This is a genomic window from Azospirillum sp. OGB3 (assembly GCF_014192915.1).
Taxonomy (GTDB): domain Bacteria; phylum Pseudomonadota; class Alphaproteobacteria; order Azospirillales; family Azospirillaceae; genus Azospirillum.
The window spans coordinates 104,722-120,608 of record NZ_JACHYN010000010.1 but is presented as its reverse complement, the minus strand read 5'-3'; the positions used below and the strand labels follow the sequence as shown (position 1 = coordinate 120,608).

The following is a 15,887-nucleotide window of genomic DNA, read 5'->3' as shown; positions in this document are numbered from 1 at the left end:
TCGTTACCTTTTCCACCACAGTTCACCCTTACCTAGAGGAATGAGTACCATGGAAGCTGAAGCCGCCAAGTACGTCGGTGCCGGTCTGGCCGTTATCGCCCTCGCCGGCGTCGGCCTGGGTATCGGCAACATCTTCTCGACCCTCATCGGTTCGATCGCCCGCAACCCGGCCGTCCAGCCGAAGGTCTTCCCGATCGGCATTCTGGGCTTCGCGCTGACGGAAGCCGTCGCGCTGTTCGCCCTGCTGATCGCCTTCCTGATCCTGTTCGCCTAAGGCCCGAGCGAACGTCATATTTCGCTCTGACGCGGCGCCGGGCTCTCGAAGTTTCGGCGCCGCATTCTTGCCTAGGGGGACCGATCCATGCCGAACCTGTTGGCCAAGCGACGGCTGGTCCGCTGGTCGGGTGCTGCGGGCGCCTCGCTCGCCACTCTGACCGTGCTTGCCGGTAACGTCCTGGCGGCGACGGCGGAGCACGCGCCGGAAGCCGCCCATGGCGGCGAGCACGCCGCCGGCGGCCTGCCGCAGCTCAATCCCGCCACCTTCCCCACCCAGATCTTCTGGCTGGCGCTGACCTTCATCACCCTCTACTACCTCCTGTCCAAGAAAGCGCTGCCGCGCGTGGCCGAGGTTCTGGAGGAGCGCCAGGAGCGCATTTCGCGCGACCTGAGCAAGGCCGCTTCGCTCAAGGAAGAGGCCGAGGCCGCCATGGCCCAGGTCGACCAGTCCCTCGCCGGGGCCCGTTCCGAAGCCCAGGCCCTGATCGCCCAGGTGGCCGCCGAGATCGACGCGAACAACCACGCCCGCCAGGCCCAGTTGAACGCCGAGAACGCCGAGCGTCTGCGCAGCGCCGAGGCGAACATCGCCGCGGCCAAGGAGCAGGCGATCGCCAACGTCCGCTCCATCTCCGCCGACATCGCCCGTGACGTCGCCGGCCGCCTGGCCGGGCTGAACGTCGACGCGGCCCAGGCCGATGCCGCGGTCGCCGCCGTGATCGAGGAGCGCCGGTCATGAACACGCCTGAAATGTGGGTCGCCATCGCCTTCATCATCTTCGCCGTCCTGGTGTGGAAGAAGGCGGCCGGCGCGATCACCGGCCTTCTCGACGCCCGCGCCGAGAAGATCCGTGCGGAGCTGGACGAGGCCCAGCGCCTGCGTGAAGACGCCCAGGCGCTGCTCGCCAACTACCAGCGCCGTCAGCGCGACGCGCTGAAGGAGGCCGAGGCCATCATCGCCCACGCCCGCGAGGAGGCCGACCGTCTCCGCTCGCAGGCCGGCGCCGACCTCGAAGCCTCGCTGAAGCGCCGCGAGGCCCAGGCCATGGACCGCATCGCCCAGGCGGAAGCCGGGGCGCTGGCCGAGGTCCGCAACCTGACCGTCGACATCGCCATGGACGCCAGCCGCCGCATCCTGGAAACCGGCATCCAGCCGGCCCAGGCGGACAAGCTGATCGAACAGTCGATCGCCGAACTGCCGAAGCACCTGCACTAAGATCGTTGCTCAACCGGCAACGGTCTTTCGAAAAACCCCGGCCTAGGCGCCGGGGTTTTTCTTTGGTCGAATGGTCCGGCAACCCGGAGCCCTTCCATGACCACGACTCAGCCGGCCACCGCCCTGCCCTCCTCCCTTCCCAGCGTTTTCGTCTCCCACGGCGCCCCCACCCTCATCATCGAGGATTCGCCGGGCCGCCATTTCCTCGCCGGTCTGGGCAAGCGGCTGGGCCGCCCGAGCGCGGTGATCGCGGTGTCGGCCCACTGGACGACCCGGGTCCCGGCGATCAGCGGGGCGGCTCGGCCGGAGACCATCCACGACTTCTACGGCTTTCCCCGCGCCCTCTACGCCATGCGCTACGCGGCCCCCGGCGCCCCGGCGCTGGCCGACCGCGTGCGCGCGCTGACCGGCGCCGCGGTGGATCCCGGCCAGGGGCTCGACCACGGCGCCTGGGTGCCGCTGATGCTGATGTACCCGGAGGCCGACATCCCGGTCGCCCAGCTCTCCGTGCAGCCCGGCGCCACCGCGGCCGACCACATCGCGCTGGGACGCGCCCTGGCGCCCCTGCGGAACGAGGGCGTGCTGGTCCTCGGCAGCGGTGGCGCCGTCCACAATCTCGGCGATTTCCGCTTCGGCCAGAGCGACGTGGCCGGTTGGGCGGAGGAGTTCGCCGGCTGGCTCGACGGGGTGCTGGCGGCGGGTGACGAGGCGTCGCTGGCCGGCTGGAAGACGCTTTGCCCGCAGGCCAAGGCGGCCCACCCCACCGACGAGCATTTCCTGCCCCTCCCCGTGGCCTTCGGCGCCGCCGGCGATACGGTGCAAACGGAGCGGCTTCACACCGGGTTCGAGCATGGCAGCATCGGCATGCAAGCCTACGCCTTCCACGGCGCCGCCTGAAACGAAGCCGGAGATGTTTGAAGAGGGGATGTTTAAAGAGGGGATGTTTAAAGGGGGCTGCCCCTTACGCACTTGTCTGTTTGCGCCGTTGCGTCGCCAAGCTACAATCCGCGCGACCCGTCCGTGCACACGGAAGGGTTTCTGACAACGTCGGGCTTTTCCCGCCCGCAACCTTCGGCCGGATCTCGTGGCTTACCAACGACAGCGCGTACGGGACGTGGCGTGAAGCGGAACGGAACCCTGCCCCGGTCCGGCGACGCCCCCTCCCCCCTCGGTGCCCCGGCCCACCCCACGCGCTCCCTGCCGGGGCTCGGCCTCCTGCGACGCCTGGACGAGCTGACGCTCGTCGCGCGCGTCGGGCTGGGCTTCGGCGTGGTCCTGGCGCTGGTCCTTCTGCTGGCGCTGATCGGCGTGGCCTCGCTCTACGGGGTCAGCCGCGAGGTGGGCACCTTCTCCGGCCACGCCGATGCCTCCCAGACCGCCGCGGACCTGGACATCGGGTTGCGTGACCTGGAGGTTTCGGTCCGCGACCATCTGGCCGAGGGCGATCAGCAGAGCCTGCTCGACGCCGGGCTGCGCCGCGACGGCCTGCTGGAGCGCCTGACCGCCCTGGCCAACATGGTGGGCGGCGAGGCCGACCGCCGCTCGGTCGAAGGCGCGCGCAAGGCGCTGGACGCCTATTGGAGCGGCTTCGAGGCGCTGGTCGCCCTGCGCGGCGAGCGCGCCCGGCTGACCGAGTCGGTGCTGGAGCCGCAGATTTCCCAGATCCGCGCCGGGCTGGGCCGGCTGAAGGACGCGGGCGGCGTCGATTCGGCGGCGCTGGCCGGCGATGCGACCGTCGCCATCCTGATGATGCAGGACCATCTCGGCCGCTACGTGGCGCGGCGCGACGACCGCGACTCGCTGCGCATGCGCGCCGAGCTGGGCAGCGCCCGCGCCAAGCTGGCGGAGATGAACCGCTACCTCTGGGTCCCCGGCACCCGGCAGACCATCGACGAGGTGGAGGCGGCGCTGGCCGGAATCGACGGGGTCCTCGACGGCATCGAGGCCTCCCTGGCCGACGAGGACGGGCTGCGCGCCGAGCGGCTGATGCCCAACGCCGCCGCCGTCGCCGCCCACGCCGCGGAGATCCGCCAGCGCAACGACGCCATCGCGGCGGCGCTGCGCGGCGGCCTCGCCGAGCAGTCCTGGCGCACGCTGCGCATCGCCCTGTGGGCGGCGCTGGGGGTGACGCTGGCCGGGCTGGCGATGGTCTGGTTCGTCAACCGCCGCGTCGCCCGCCCGGTCGCCGGCATGGCCGCCGCCGTGACCTCGCTCGCCGCCGGACGGACCGACATCGCCCTGCCGCCGGACGACGGGGCGGACGAGGTGGCCGCCATGGCCCGCGCCGTCCGCGTCCTGCGCGACAACACGGCTGAGATGGAGCGCCAGCGCCGGGAGGCCGCCGACCGGCACGGGCAGCTTCTGCGCGACAAGGAGCGCGCCGACGCCGCCAACGAGGCGAAGACCCATTTCCTGGTGAACATCGGGCAGGAGCTTCACGCCCCGCTCAACGAGATCGTCGCCTCCAGCCAGTCGCTGATGGGCGAGCTGCACCGGCTGGGCGCCGGCGAGCTGGCAACCGACATCGAGCAGATCCAGTGGACCGGCGAGCAGATGCTGACCCTGGTCGATGCGATCCTCGACTATGCCCGGATCGAGGCCGGCAACATGGACGTCGTGCTTCAGGATCTCGACGTGCACCGGCTGCTGATCGAGGCGCGGGAGCGCACCCTGCCCGCCGCCGACCTGAACGGCAACGAGGTGACGCTCCAGGCCGACGCCGCGGCGCTCGGCCAGATGTATTCGGATTTCGGCAAGGTGCGGCAGGCGCTCCTCAACCTGCTCGACAACGCCTGCAAGTTCACCCAGGGCGGCACCGTCCTGCTGGCCGCCGAGCGGGTCGAACGAGACGGCGAGCCCTGGCTGCGCTTCACCGTGACCGACAGCGGCAGCGGCTTCGCCACCAGCCAGACCGCCCGGCTGTTCCAGCCCTTCGTCCAGGGCGGCGGCGCCAAGCGGCGCGGCGCCGGGCTCGGCCTGACGCTGGTCGGCCATTACGCCGCCATGCTCGGCGGCGACATCGAGGTGGCGAGCGAACCCGGCCAGGGCACACGCGTCACGGTGGCCCTGCCCGCCTACTATCAGCCTCCGGCGGAGGAGCGCCCGCTCCAGGTCGGCCCCACCGGGGCGGCCAAGCGTCCGCTGGTCACCGTCGCCCCCCTGCGCCCGGTCGCCCAGCTGGCCTCCTGACGCCTGGAGCCGTCGGCCGTCAGGCCTCGCGCGGGCGGGCGGTGTCCTCCGGCGCGGCGCCCTCGTCGGGCGGCAGGCCGTACTTCATGCGGCGCATCTTCTCGGCAACGCGCGCGATCTCCTCGGGCGGCAGGATGACCGGTTCGCCCAGCAGATGGGCGTGGAGATACTGACGGGCCAGCGTCTCCACCTCCACCGCCAGGGCCAGCGCGCCTTTCACCGTCTTGCCCAGCACGATCATGCCATGGTTGGCCAGCAGGCAGGCCAGCCGCCCCTCCAGCGCCGCGAGCGCGTGGTCGGACAGCTCCTGCGTCCCGAAGGTGGCGTAGGGCGCGCAACGGATCGAATCGCCGCCGGCCAACGCCACCATGTAATGGAAGCTGGGGATGCCCCGGCCATGGACGGCCAACGCCGTCGCGAAGGTCGAATGGGCGTGCAGCACAACATCCACATCGGGCCGCGCCTTCAGGATGTCGCGGTGGAAACGCCATTCCGACGAGGGCCGCCGCCGGCCCACATAGGTCCCGTCGAAGCCCATCTCCACGATGTCCTCCGGCGCCGTCTCGTCGTAGGGCAGGCTGCTCGGCGTGATGAGGAAGCCGCCCTCCACCCGCACCGACAGGTTGCCGGAGGCGCCCTGGTTGATGCCCGCCCCGTTCATGGCGAGGCAGGTGTCGATGATGGCGCGGCGTTGCGCCGGGTAGGTCAGGCTGGTCATGGGCGGCGGTCTCGTGTGCGGAACGGATGCGGCCGAACCGGCCACGGGCGGGGGCGCCCTGTCAAGGACGCTCGGCGTCGGCCTTGCCCATCAGGTCCCAATGGCGGACCACCGCGTCGTAGCCGGCGGACAGGGCGCCCCGCCCGTCCGGGGTGAAGGCGACCGCCAGGACCGGCTTCTCGTGGCCGCGGAACGAGGCGAGCTGCCGCCCGGTGGCGGTGTCCCACAGCCGGACGCGCCGATCCCCTCCCCCGCCGGACAGCAGGGTCCTGCCATCGGGCGAGACAGCGACGGAGGTGACGAAGCCCGTATGCCCGTAGAGCGTGCGCAGGAGCGTGCCGGTCTCCAGGTCCCACAGCCGCACCGTCTCGTCGCTGGACGCCGTGACGGCCAGCCGCCCGTCGGGGGACAGGGCCAGACCGTTCACACTGCCCTCATGCCCTTCCAGAATGGCCTTTTCCCGCCCGGTCGCGGCGTCCCAGACGCGGACCTGGAAGTCGTAGCCGGCGGAAACCAGCCGCCCGCCGTCCGGGGTGTAAGCCACGGCGTTGACGTTGGCGCCATGCCCCTCCAGCACCCGCAGCGCGGCGCCGCTCTCCGGGTCCCAGACGCGGATGGCGAAGTCCCAGCCGGCGGAGGCGAAGCTCCGGCCGTCCGGCGCCACCGCCAGACCGGCGACGGTGCCGGTGTGGCCTTCGAAGCGGTGCAGCGGCCGGCCGCTCTCCAGGTCCCAGAGGATGATGGCGGAGTCGCGGCTGCCGGTCAGGGCGCGTTTGCCGCCCGGCAGGAAGGCCACGGAGGTCACCCCGGCGGCATGCTCGTGGAAGGACGCGATTTGCGAGCCGGAGGCGAGGTCCCAGAGGATGGCCGAATAGTCCCAGCTCCCCGTCAGGACACGGGCGCCGTCGGGCGACACGGCGACGGCGTTGACCATGGCGCCATGGCCGATCAGGTCGGCGGCGCGGGACAGCAGGGGAACGGTCAGGACGGGCGCCGCGGCGGCCAGCGCGAGCAGCCGGCGGCGGGCGTGGCACGGCGGGTTCCCCGGATGGCGCGCTCTTCCCATGCCCGAACCACCTCCCGAAAAGGAAAAGACCGGCGGCCTCTCAGCCGCCGGTCTGGGGTAACAGGTGTCAGCACCGGACGTTCTTGGTGCCCGGTTTTCTCAGCGCCCGGCTATTTCAGCGCCCGGCTATTTCAGCGCCAAGTGTGCCCGCGGGCGACCGCGGGGTTGTTGGAGGTCCGGTTCGGCTCGTAGCTGCCGCCCTGGGGCAGGCTGTAGCCCGCCGCGTGGTGGCGGAAGGGCGGCAGCGTCAAACCGGTCGCCGCATCGACGGTCAGGGTGTTGACCATGAAGGCGGCGTTCCCGGCGGTCCCCGGCATCATGGCGGCGACCTTGTAGACGGCGGTGCCGTCCTCCAGCGCCGCCTCGGTCACGCGCAGGACCTGCACGTTGTAGGTCTGCTCGACGATCCGCTTCACCTCGTCCGCCGGCTTCGCCGCCGGAGAGGTCTGGTCGGAGGTCTGGGCGGCGGCCGGAGCGGCGACCGCCCCGGCCAGCAGCAGGCCGATCAGGAAGGAACGCATGGATGGTGTCCTCACTCGGCGGGCGCGCGGTGGCGGCCGTGGTGATGGCCCCCATGACGGCCGGGGGTCTCGCCGGTGACCTCCTGAACCCACAGCGAGTGGTGCTCGCGCGCCCACTGGAGTTCGACGTCGCCCGTGCCCATGGCGTCGAAAGCGCCTTCCATGCCGACCGAGCCGATGTAGATGTGCGCGATGATGACGGCGGTCAGCACCACCGCCACCGCGGCGTGGATCAGCTGGTAGAGCTGCATGTCGGCCATCGAGGCGAAGGAGAAGGGCCACAGGAGTTGCACGCCCGTGAAGCCCAGGGCCGCGCCGCCCAGCACCGTCGCCCAGAAGATCACCTTCTGGCCAGCGTTGAACTTCTTCGCCGCCGGATGCACGCCCTTGCTGAACAGGCCGCCGGCCTTCAGCGCCCAGGTGATGTCGTTGCGCTCCGGGATGTTGTGCTTCACCCACATCACGAAGATGAGGAGGATGCCCAGCATGAAGGCGAAGCCCAGGTAGTTGTGGGCGAACTTGCCGTACTGGGTCATCGTGGCGAACGCCTCCGGCCCCAGCAGCGGCAGGACGGTGTACCGCCCGTACAGCACGTTCAGCCCGGTGAAGGCCAGGATGACGAAGCTGCCGGCGGTCAGCCAGTGCACGCCCCGCTCGAAGGCGTTGAAGCGCTGGATGGTCCGGCCGGTCTTCTGGCCGTCGATCCGGATGCGCCCGCGCACCAGGAAGAACAGGACGAGCAGCCCGATCATGCCGCCCAGCACCCAGCCGCCGTAGGTGGACAGCGGGCCGTTGCGGACCGAGCGCCACAGTTCCCCTTCCGACTGCACCAGCACCCCGGCGCTCTTGTTGGGGATGGAGACGGTGCCCTGCTCGCCGGAGCGGATGCCGCGCCACATGTCGACCTTTGACGTGCCGTCGGCCGGCTGGCTGGCGACCGGCGGGAACGCCTCCGCCGCCGCAGCGGAGGAGACGTTGGCCACGACCAGGGTCAGCGCCAGCATGGCGACGCCCAGAAGCACGATCTGGAACGGCGACCGGAGCCAGCCTTTGGCCGATCCGCCCTTGGAATCATTCGACGTCATTGCGTCAGCCCTTCCCTTGAGAAGCGCGCCCATCGGAAACGCCCTCTCAAAAACGCTGGCCGGCCGAGCGCTGCTGGAGCGCCTGGACCTGATCCGCGGACAGATGCGTATCCGCGGCGCCGCGGTAGGCGCCCTTCTCCAGATGGATCGGGCGCGCCTGCTCCTCCTCGTTGCACCCCGCCAGAAGCGGGGTGACGAGAAGGAGCGCCATCGCACAGACGGTGCGGCGGATCACGGTCACGACCCCGCCTTCATCTGATAGGCGGTGCCCCAGCCCCAGGCGCCGGACCCGAAGCCGCGGGCGACCACGCGCTCGCGGTAGATGTCCGACACCTTGTCGCCGTCGCCGGCCAGGAGCGCCTTGGTCGAGCACATCTCGGCACAGAGCGGCAGCTTGCCTTCGGCCAGACGGTTGCGGCCGTACTTCTTGTACTCCGCATCCGTGTTGTCGGCCTCCGGGCCGCCGGCGCAGAAGGTGCACTTGTCCATCTTGCCGCGGGTGCCGAAGTTGCCGGCCTGCGGGTACTGCGGGGCGCCGAACGGGCAGGCGTAGAAGCAGTAGCCGCAGCCGATGCACAGGTCCTTGTTGTGCAGGACCACGCCCTGCTCGGTCTGGTAGAAACAGTCGACCGGGCAGACCGCCTTGCAGGGCGCGTCGGAGCAATGCATGCAGGCGACCGAGATCGACCGCTCACCCGGCTTGCCGTCGTTGATGGTGACGACGCGGCGGCGGTTGATGCCCCAGGGCACCTCGTGCTCGTTCTTGCAGGCGGTGACGCAGGCGTTGCATTCGATGCAGCGGTCCGCGTCGCAGAGGAATTTCATGCGGGCCATGGTGATGAACTCCTAGCGTCTCAGGCCGCCGAGATCCGGCAGAGGGTGGTCTTGGTTTCCTGCATCTGCGTGACCGAGTCGTAGCCGTAGGTCGTGGCGGTGTTCGCCGCTTCGCCCAGCACGATCGGGTCGGCGCCCTGCGGGTACTTGGCGCGCAGATCCTGGCCCTGGTAATGGCCGCCGAAGTGGAACGGCATGAAGGCGACGCCACGGCCGACACGCTCGGTCAGCATGGCCTTGACCTTCACCTTGCCCTGCTCGGCACCCTCGACCCAGACCATCTGGCCGTCCTTGATGCCGGCGTTGTTGGCATCGAACGGGTTGATCTCGACGAACATGTCCTGCTGCAGTTCGGCCAGCCAGGGGTTCGACCGGGTCTCGTCGCCGCCGCCCTCATACTCGACCAGACGGCCGGAGGTGAGGATGATCGGGTACTCCTTCGACACGTCGCGGTCCTGGATCGACTTGTAGAGCGTCGGCAGGCGCCAGGACTTGGTGTCCTTGTAGGTCGGGTAGCTGGCGACCAGATCGCGGCGCGGCGTGTAGAGCGGCTCGCGGTGCACCGGCACCGGGTCCGGGAAGTTCCACGCGACGCAGCGGGCCTTGGCGTTGCCCGGCGGGTTCAGGCCGTGCTTGATCGCCACGCGCTGGATGCCGCCCGACAGGTCGGTGGTCCAGGACACGGCACCGATCTTCTCGCCGCCGATCTTCCGGATGACCGCCATCTCGGCCTCGGTCAGGTCCCCGGTCCAGCCCAGCTTGTCGAGCATGGCGTAGGTGACTTCCGGGTAGCCGTCCTTGATCTCCGACCCGACCGGGTAGGAGCCCTCGGCCAGCAGCGTCACGCCGTTGCGCTCGACGCCGAAGCGCGCGCGGAAGGCGCCGCCGCCCTCGGCGACCGGCAGGGAGGTGTCGTAGAGGTTGGCCGTGCCCGGATGCTTCATCTCCGGCGTGCCCCAGCAGGGCCACGGCAGGCCGTAGTAGTCGCCGTCGCACGGGCCGCCGTTGGCGCGCAGCGTGGTCTTGTCGAAGGTGCCCTGATGCTGCATGTGCAGCTTCAGCCGCTCCGGCGACTGGCCGGTGTAGCCGACCGACCACATGCCGCGGTTCCACTCCCGCGTCGTGTCCTCGATGTCCGGCTCGTTGCCATGGAGCTTGATGTTCTTGAACATCGGCTCGGCGAAGCCGAACTTCTTGGCGAACAGGTACATGATCTCATGGTCCGTCTTCGCCTCGAAGAGCGGCTCCATGATCTTGTCGCACCACTGGACCGAGCGGTTGGACGCGGTGCGCGACCCGACGGTCTCGAACTGGGTGGCGGCGGGCAGCAGGTAGAAGTTGTCCTTGCGGTCGGACAGGACGGCGGTCATCGTCGGGAACGGATCGACGACGACGAGCAGCTCCAGCTTCTCCATCGCCTTCTTCATGTCCGGCAGGCGGACCTGGCTGTTCGGCGCGTGACCCCAGAAGACCATGCCCTTGATGCTCTCGGGCTGGTCCATGTTCTCCTTGGCTTCCAGGACGCCGTCGAACCAGCGGGACACCGGGATGCCGGTGGCCTCCATCAGCTTCTTGTCCTTGAAGCGGGCCAGGACCTCCTCGTACGGAACGTCCCAGACGCGCGCCCAGTGGCGCCATGCGCCCTCCGCCAGGCCGTAGTAGCCGGGCAGCGAGTCCGAGGTGACGCCGAAGTCGGTGGCGCCCTGCACGTTGTCGTGGCCGCGGAAGATGTTGGTGCCGCCGCCCGTCACGCCGACGTTGCCGAGTGCCAGCTGGAGCACGCAATAGGCGCGGGTGTTGTTGTTGCCGATGTGGTGCTGCGTGCCGCCCATGCACCAGACGAGCGTGCCCGGACGGTTGGAGGCCAGCGTGCGGGCGACGCGCTTCAGCTGCGAGCCCGGAACGCCGGTGACCTTCTCGACCTCTTCCGGAGTCCACTTGGCGACCTCGGCGCGGATCTCGTCCATGCCGTAGACGCGCTTGGCGATGTACTCCTTGTCCTCCCAGCCATTCTCGAAGATGTGCCAGAGGATGCCCCAGATCAGGCCGACGTCGGTGCCGGGGCGGAAGCGGATGTACTCGTCGGCCTTGGCCGCGGTGCGGGTGAAGCGCGGATCGGCGACGATCAGCGGGGCGTTGTTCTGCTCCTTGCCCTTCAGGATGTGGAGCATGGAGACCGGGTGGGCCTCCGCGGCGTTGGAGCCGATGAAGAACATCGCGCGCGACTTCTGAATGTCGTTGTACGAGTTCGTCATGGCGCCATAGCCCCACACGTTCGCCACGCCGGCGACGGTGGTGGAATGACAGATGCGGGCCTGATGGTCGACGTTGTTCGTGCCCCAGAAGGCGGCGAACTTGCGGATCAGATAGGCCTGCTCGTTGCTGTGCTTGGCCGAGCCGAGCCAGAAGACCGAATCCGGGCCGGACTTCTCGCGGATCGCCAGCAGCTTGTCGCCGACCTCCTGGATGGCCTGGTCCCAGGAGATCCGGGTCCACTTGCCGTCCACCATCTTCATCGGGTAGCGCAGGCGGCGGTCGCCGTGGGCGTGCTCGCGCACCGCGGCACCCTTGGCGCAATGGGCGCCCAGGTTGATCGGGCTGTCGAAGCTCGGCTCCTGGCCGATCCACACCCCGTTCTGCACCTCGGCGGTGACCGTGCAGCCGACCGAGCAGTGGGTGCAGACGTTCTTGACCAGCTTGACCGGCGCGCCCGCGGCAGGGGTGGCGGTCACCGCCTCGGCCTTCTTCACCATGCCGAAGGGCATGGTGGCGGCGATGGCGGCGCCACCGGCGGCGATGCCCGAGGTGCGGAGGAACGAACGACGGTCGACGGTGTTGCCGGTCAAGCCGGAAACCATCTTCGACAGCGAACGGCCACCGGACGCGGCCGCTTTCTTCTTCGTCAGCATGTGCGGCGGTCCTTCTTAGAAGCGGCTCAGTTCGTAGACCGTCCGGACATGGTCGGTCTCGCGGTAACCCTGGGCGGGAGCGGGCTCGGCGGCCTGCACCGGCTCGGCACCCGCCACGGCGCCCACGGCGGCGACGCCCAGCGCGCCGACGCCCAATCCAGCCGCGCGGAACAGGTCGCGCCGCGCCAGCGTGGTCTTTTCCTTCTTGTCCGTCATAGCTTCACCCTATTCTTCGCGGCTTCCCCGAGACTGAAGACCGATGTGCCGCCCGGTTTCCGGGCCTTGTTTTGAGCGTTTCCGGACCGGCCTTGTCGTGGACCGGTCTCGTTGTTTTGCTGTCTGTTCGGCGGCGGTGCCGGTGTGCGGCCCCGCCGCCTGTTCAGGCCGCCCCGTCACGCCGCCATGTCGAAGGCTTTCCCCTCGACCTCCAGATACCGGTGACCCAGCGTGCCCACCGCGCGGTAGAAGGCGGCGGACGGCGTGGATTCCAGATCGGTGAAGAACCGGCCGGCCCAGGAGGCGATGTGGCGGTCGAAGAAGCGGCGCTGCGCCTCCAGATCGGCCGGGGCGTCGAAGGCCCCGGTGATCAAACCCGCCATCATCTCGGCCAGGGCGGCGATGTGGTCTTCGGGTTCCTTCACATCGTCGGCGCGGGCGATGCCCAGCAGAGCCATGTCGCCGCGCAGCTCGGCCAGCGGCTTTTCGTGAAGGAAACCCGTGAGATAGTAGGACCCGTAGGGAGACAGGATGCCGCCGCCGACGCCGATGAAGAGGGTGTTGAACTCCTCCTCCACCGCGGCGGCGTCCGTGCCGCGGGCGGCCTCGGCCAGACCGCTCAGCGCCTGCCCCAGCGGGCTCGCGTCGCCGTCCAGCGCCGACAGAGCGGCCAGAAACTCCCCGCCGGGCGGGCGGGCAAGCAGATGCGCCAGCAGCGCGTAGAGCTGCGCCCGCTGCATCTCCTCCGGCGGCAGGGCCGACGGATCGTGTTCACCGGTCACGGACACGGCGTTCATCCCTCCCGACACGACGAAAGGACCAGATCGGCAAAACTCCGGCACCCGGCCCCACCCGTCGCGACAACGGCGGCGCATTGGCTCGCCCGTTGCAGGCTCACGGCGTCATGGGCCGGCGCCCGAGACGCCCTGGACCGACAACCTCATATTGCACCTGCGAAAAGCCTCGCCATATCAGGGGCTTAACGTTCAGGATTGGTATATTAAAGGGCAGATTCGCGGTGTTTGTCAACAAAGGTTGACTCAGAAGTGTGCTTACCGCGACTTGGGCTGGACTGGCGCTATGCTCTTTTTATCATATCGATACCCGGTTCCTGCGAAGCAGAGGGGGCCTGCTCGGGCTCCGGACCTTCGGGAAGCACCGCTTTTTCTTTCCCGTCTTCATCGGCGCCGCTGTCCGCGGCCGCACCGCCGGCTGCTTGCTCCGCCTTTTCCGCCGCTTCCTCTGCGGCGTCGAGGAAGCCCTTGCCGACGCGGTAGAGCGTCTTCACCGGCGAGGAGCCGGTGAACAGGCTGGCGTAGTCGTCGGCGTAGTCCTTCAGCCCGTCGTCGTTGGCGAAGACGGGGTCGGAGGTCCACAGCTTGCGCAGCGCCTGACGGTGCAGGTCATCCGGGACTTCCGCCCGCAGGAAGGGCGTGAAGTCGGACTCCAGCGTCAGTTCCTCCACGGGCGGAAGGTCCTTCAGCGGGTCATCGGCGTCCAGCGCGGGCTCCGTGGCAGTCTCAGCCGCCGCATCCACCGGGAGTTGCGCGGGCGGTTCCTCGGCAAGCGGCGGCTCCACCGGCTCCGGAGCGGGGGCGGCGGGTTGCCGCTTCAGGCGGGACCAGCGGGAGAGGAAGGATTCGTCGGTCATGCTGTGTCTCGGGGATTGCCGGACCTTGCCCCCACCCTAACCCTCCCCCGCTTCGCAGGGGAGGGAATCAGCTCCTCCCCCTGCGGAGCGGGGGGAGGCCGGGAGGGGGGCAAGGCTTGGCACCCCATCAGAAATCCATCACCCCTGCTTCGGGAAGTGCCGCTTGCGCTCGCGCTTCACGAAGGGGACATCCACATGGTGCTGCTCGGTGAAGTCGCGGACCAGCGCCGTGACCTCGGGCGGCATCGGCACCGTCTCCACCATCTCCACGCCGCTGACCTGATAGGCCTCGCATTCGTGGGCCGACGCGGTGACGACGAAGGGCACGACGCCCCCCGGCTCGCCCGTCTCGTCCGGGCGCAGCACGACCCAGAGGCGCGGCGGCTCCTGCGACAGGTTCAGCTTGTAGCCTTCGGTGTCGCTGCGGAACAGCTCCAGCGGCAGGGTCGCCGCGTGGAAATGCGCCCAGCCCTCCCCCTCGCGCAGCAACCGCCAGGGACCATCGACCGGCGGGGCGCCGGGGATCACCGACACCGGACGCCACGCCCATTCCGCCCAGGCGCTGGTGCCCTTGCGGCGCTCCAGCACGATGCCCAGGGCCATCGTCTCGATCTTGTTCAAGGTCTCGCTCATCGGACCAGTCCCGCCGCCATCAGCCGTTCCGCCTCCGCCAGATCGTCGGGGCGGTTGGTGTTGAAGAAGGGGTCTACCGGATCGGTGGCGAAGTCGGCAACCGCCAGACGGTGACGGGCCGTCCAGGCGTCCACCTTGCGCATGTCCTCCTCCACCATGGCGCGGCGGAGGTCGCCGACGAGGTCCACCCGCCACAGCCCGAAGACCGGATGCTCCTGCCCGTCGGAGCGGGCGCAGGCGAGGTCGGCGCCCTCGCGCTCCACCGCCGCGACCAGACGCGCGACCAGATCGCCGGGGATGAAGGGCGCGTCGGTGGCGAAGCTGGCCAGCCAGCGGCAGTCCGGCGCGTTGGCCCGCGCCCACTCCATCCCGGTCAGCACCCCGGCCAGCGGCCCGGCGAAGCCCTCCACCACGTCCGCCGCCACGGGCAGGCCGAAGGCGGCGAAGCGCGCCGGATCGCCGTTGGCGTTCAGCACCAGCGGCCCGACCTGCGGGCGCACCGTGGCGATGATGCGCTCCAGGATGCTGCGCCCGCCCAGCGTGCGCAGGCTCTTGTCGCCGCCGCCCATGCGCCGCGACAGGCCGCCGGCCAGCAGCACGCCGGCAATGCCCTCACTCGTCATCGCGGCTCCCCTTGCGCTGGTGGCGTCCGCCCTCGTCCCCGACCGCGGCCGGGTCGGCGTCGAAGTCCAGCCGGTCGGTGCCGGCCAGGGCGAGGAAGCGCTTGCCCTTGGCCCGTCCGACCATGGTCAGGTTGGCCTGCCGCCCAAGCTCCACCCCCCAGGCGGTGAAGCCGGAGCGGGAGATCAGGATCGGGATGCCCATCTGCACCGTCTTGATGACCATCTCCGAAGTCAGGCGCCCGGTCGTGTAGAAGATCTTGTCGTGCGCCGGCACGCCGTGCAGATGCATGTAGCCCGCCACCTTGTCCACCGCGTTGTGCCGCCCGACGTCCTCCATGTAGACGAGGGGACGGTCGTCCTGGCAGAGCACGCAGCCGTGGATGGCGCCGGCCTCCAGATAGAGGCTGGGAGTCAGGTTGATCTTCTTCGACAGGGCGTAGATCCAGGAGGTCTTCAGCCGCGCGTCGGGATTCAGCCGCACCGACTCGAAGGTCTCCATCACGTCGCCGAAGGCGGTGCCCTGGGCGCAACCGGAGGTCAGCGTCTTCTTCTTGAGCTTCTGCTCGTAGTTCGTCGCGCGCTCGGTGCGGACGACGACGGTGTCGATCTCCTCGTCGTAGTCGATGCCGGTGATCTGGTCGTCGCGCTTCAGCATGTTCTGGTTGAGCAGATAGCCCACCGCCAGATAATCGGGGTAGTCGGCGATCGTCATCATGGTGACGATCTCCTGCCCGTTCAGGTACAGCGTCAGCGGCCGTTCGACGGTGACCGACGCCTCCACCGGGCGCCCGTCCTGATCCAGCCCGGAAACGCGCTCCGTCAGCTTGGGATTCGCCGGGTCCGGCCTTATGGTGAATTCCGAGAGGTCCATAACCGGAAGAGTGGGGAAGATTGCGCGCCGGGGCAAGCGGCGGATGATCGGCTCCCGCAAGACGGAAGCGATGCGGCCCCGGT

General features: G+C 69.5%; 18 protein-coding genes. 5 read left to right on the top strand and 13 right to left on the bottom strand.

Features of this window, described 5'->3' with window-relative positions; genetic code table 11:
* The first annotated feature begins 49 nt into the window (after nt 1-49).
* From FHW79_RS19745 to FHW79_RS19725, 5 genes are all read left to right on the top strand, one after another.
* The gene (locus FHW79_RS19745) at nt 50-274 is read left to right on the top strand and encodes an ATP synthase subunit C family protein (protein ID WP_014239727.1); all 225 of its coding nucleotides are present in this window, start codon (nt 50-52) and stop codon (nt 272-274) included.
* A gap of 87 nt (nt 275-361) precedes the next feature.
* Nucleotides 362-1,012 carry an ATPase gene (locus tag FHW79_RS19740; RefSeq protein ID WP_051140136.1) on the top strand — a complete coding sequence of 217 codons (651 nt, stop codon included), beginning with the start codon at nt 362-364 and terminating at the stop codon, nt 1,010-1,012.
* Nucleotides 1,009-1,488: a F0F1 ATP synthase subunit B gene (locus FHW79_RS19735; RefSeq protein WP_183180526.1), complete on the top strand. Its 480-nt coding sequence runs from the start codon at nt 1,009-1,011 to the stop codon at nt 1,486-1,488. Before FHW79_RS19740 ends, FHW79_RS19735 begins: the two co-directional genes overlap by 4 nt.
* 96 nt (nt 1,489-1,584) lie before the next feature.
* On the top strand, nt 1,585-2,385 hold the full coding sequence (locus tag FHW79_RS19730; protein WP_183180525.1) for a class III extradiol ring-cleavage dioxygenase: 801 nt from the start codon (nt 1,585-1,587) through the stop codon (nt 2,383-2,385).
* A gap of 222 nt (nt 2,386-2,607) precedes the next feature.
* Nucleotides 2,608-4,677, top strand: coding sequence for a HAMP domain-containing sensor histidine kinase (locus FHW79_RS19725; protein ID WP_183180524.1), 2,070 nt, complete (start codon nt 2,608-2,610; stop codon nt 4,675-4,677).
* Nucleotides 4,678-4,696: 19 nt separating this feature from the next.
* Here the strand turns inward: FHW79_RS19725 and FHW79_RS19720 are convergent, their stop codons facing one another.
* From FHW79_RS19720 to fdhD, 13 genes are all read right to left on the bottom strand, one after another.
* A complete protein-coding gene (locus tag FHW79_RS19720; RefSeq protein ID WP_183180523.1) occupies nt 4,697-5,395 on the bottom strand; it encodes a class II aldolase/adducin family protein in 699 nt (232 codons plus the stop codon).
* Nucleotides 5,396-5,456: 61 nt separating this feature from the next.
* Complete coding sequence (locus tag FHW79_RS19715; protein WP_183180522.1) at nt 5,457-6,461, bottom strand: WD40 repeat domain-containing protein; 1,005 nt, start codon at nt 6,459-6,461, stop codon at nt 5,457-5,459.
* A gap of 131 nt (nt 6,462-6,592) precedes the next feature.
* On the bottom strand, nt 6,593-6,982 hold the full coding sequence (locus FHW79_RS19710) for a hypothetical protein (protein WP_183180521.1): 390 nt from the start codon (nt 6,980-6,982) through the stop codon (nt 6,593-6,595).
* An 11-nt stretch (nt 6,983-6,993) separates the two neighbouring features.
* Nucleotides 6,994-8,067 (bottom strand): formate dehydrogenase subunit gamma, encoded by a 1,074-nt coding sequence (locus FHW79_RS19705; RefSeq protein WP_183180520.1) that lies wholly within the window; start codon nt 8,065-8,067, stop codon nt 6,994-6,996.
* A gap of 46 nt (nt 8,068-8,113) precedes the next feature.
* Entirely contained in the window at nt 8,114-8,308 is a 195-nt protein-coding gene (locus tag FHW79_RS19700; RefSeq protein ID WP_035672067.1) for a hypothetical protein, read from the bottom strand.
* Nucleotides 8,305-8,901 (bottom strand): formate dehydrogenase FDH3 subunit beta, encoded by a 597-nt coding sequence (fdh3B, locus tag FHW79_RS19695; protein WP_014239715.1) that lies wholly within the window; start codon nt 8,899-8,901, stop codon nt 8,305-8,307. Before fdh3B ends, FHW79_RS19700 begins: the two co-directional genes overlap by 4 nt.
* A 20-nt stretch (nt 8,902-8,921) precedes the next feature.
* The gene (locus FHW79_RS19690; RefSeq protein ID WP_183180519.1) at nt 8,922-11,810 is read right to left on the bottom strand and encodes a formate dehydrogenase subunit alpha; all 2,889 of its coding nucleotides are present in this window, start codon (nt 11,808-11,810) and stop codon (nt 8,922-8,924) included.
* Between the two features lie 15 nt (nt 11,811-11,825).
* Entirely contained in the window at nt 11,826-12,026 is a 201-nt protein-coding gene (locus FHW79_RS19685; protein ID WP_183180518.1) for a formate dehydrogenase, read from the bottom strand.
* 176 nt (nt 12,027-12,202) lie between these two features.
* Nucleotides 12,203-12,814: a molecular chaperone TorD family protein gene (locus FHW79_RS19680; protein ID WP_183180517.1), complete on the bottom strand. Its 612-nt coding sequence runs from the start codon at nt 12,812-12,814 to the stop codon at nt 12,203-12,205.
* A gap of 290 nt (nt 12,815-13,104) precedes the next feature.
* Complete coding sequence (locus tag FHW79_RS19675) at nt 13,105-13,677, bottom strand: DUF3306 domain-containing protein (protein WP_183180516.1); 573 nt, start codon at nt 13,675-13,677, stop codon at nt 13,105-13,107.
* 138 nt (nt 13,678-13,815) lie between these two features.
* Nucleotides 13,816-14,310, bottom strand: coding sequence for a DUF3305 domain-containing protein (locus FHW79_RS19670; protein WP_114859184.1), 495 nt, complete (start codon nt 14,308-14,310; stop codon nt 13,816-13,818).
* Entirely contained in the window at nt 14,307-14,933 is a 627-nt protein-coding gene (gene mobA, locus FHW79_RS19665; protein WP_183180515.1) for a molybdenum cofactor guanylyltransferase MobA, read from the bottom strand. Before mobA ends, FHW79_RS19670 begins: the two co-directional genes overlap by 4 nt.
* Nucleotides 14,923-15,804 (bottom strand): formate dehydrogenase accessory sulfurtransferase FdhD, encoded by an 882-nt coding sequence (gene fdhD, locus FHW79_RS19660; protein WP_183180514.1) that lies wholly within the window; start codon nt 15,802-15,804, stop codon nt 14,923-14,925. Before fdhD ends, mobA begins: the two co-directional genes overlap by 11 nt.
* Nucleotides 15,805-15,887 lie beyond the last annotated feature (83 nt).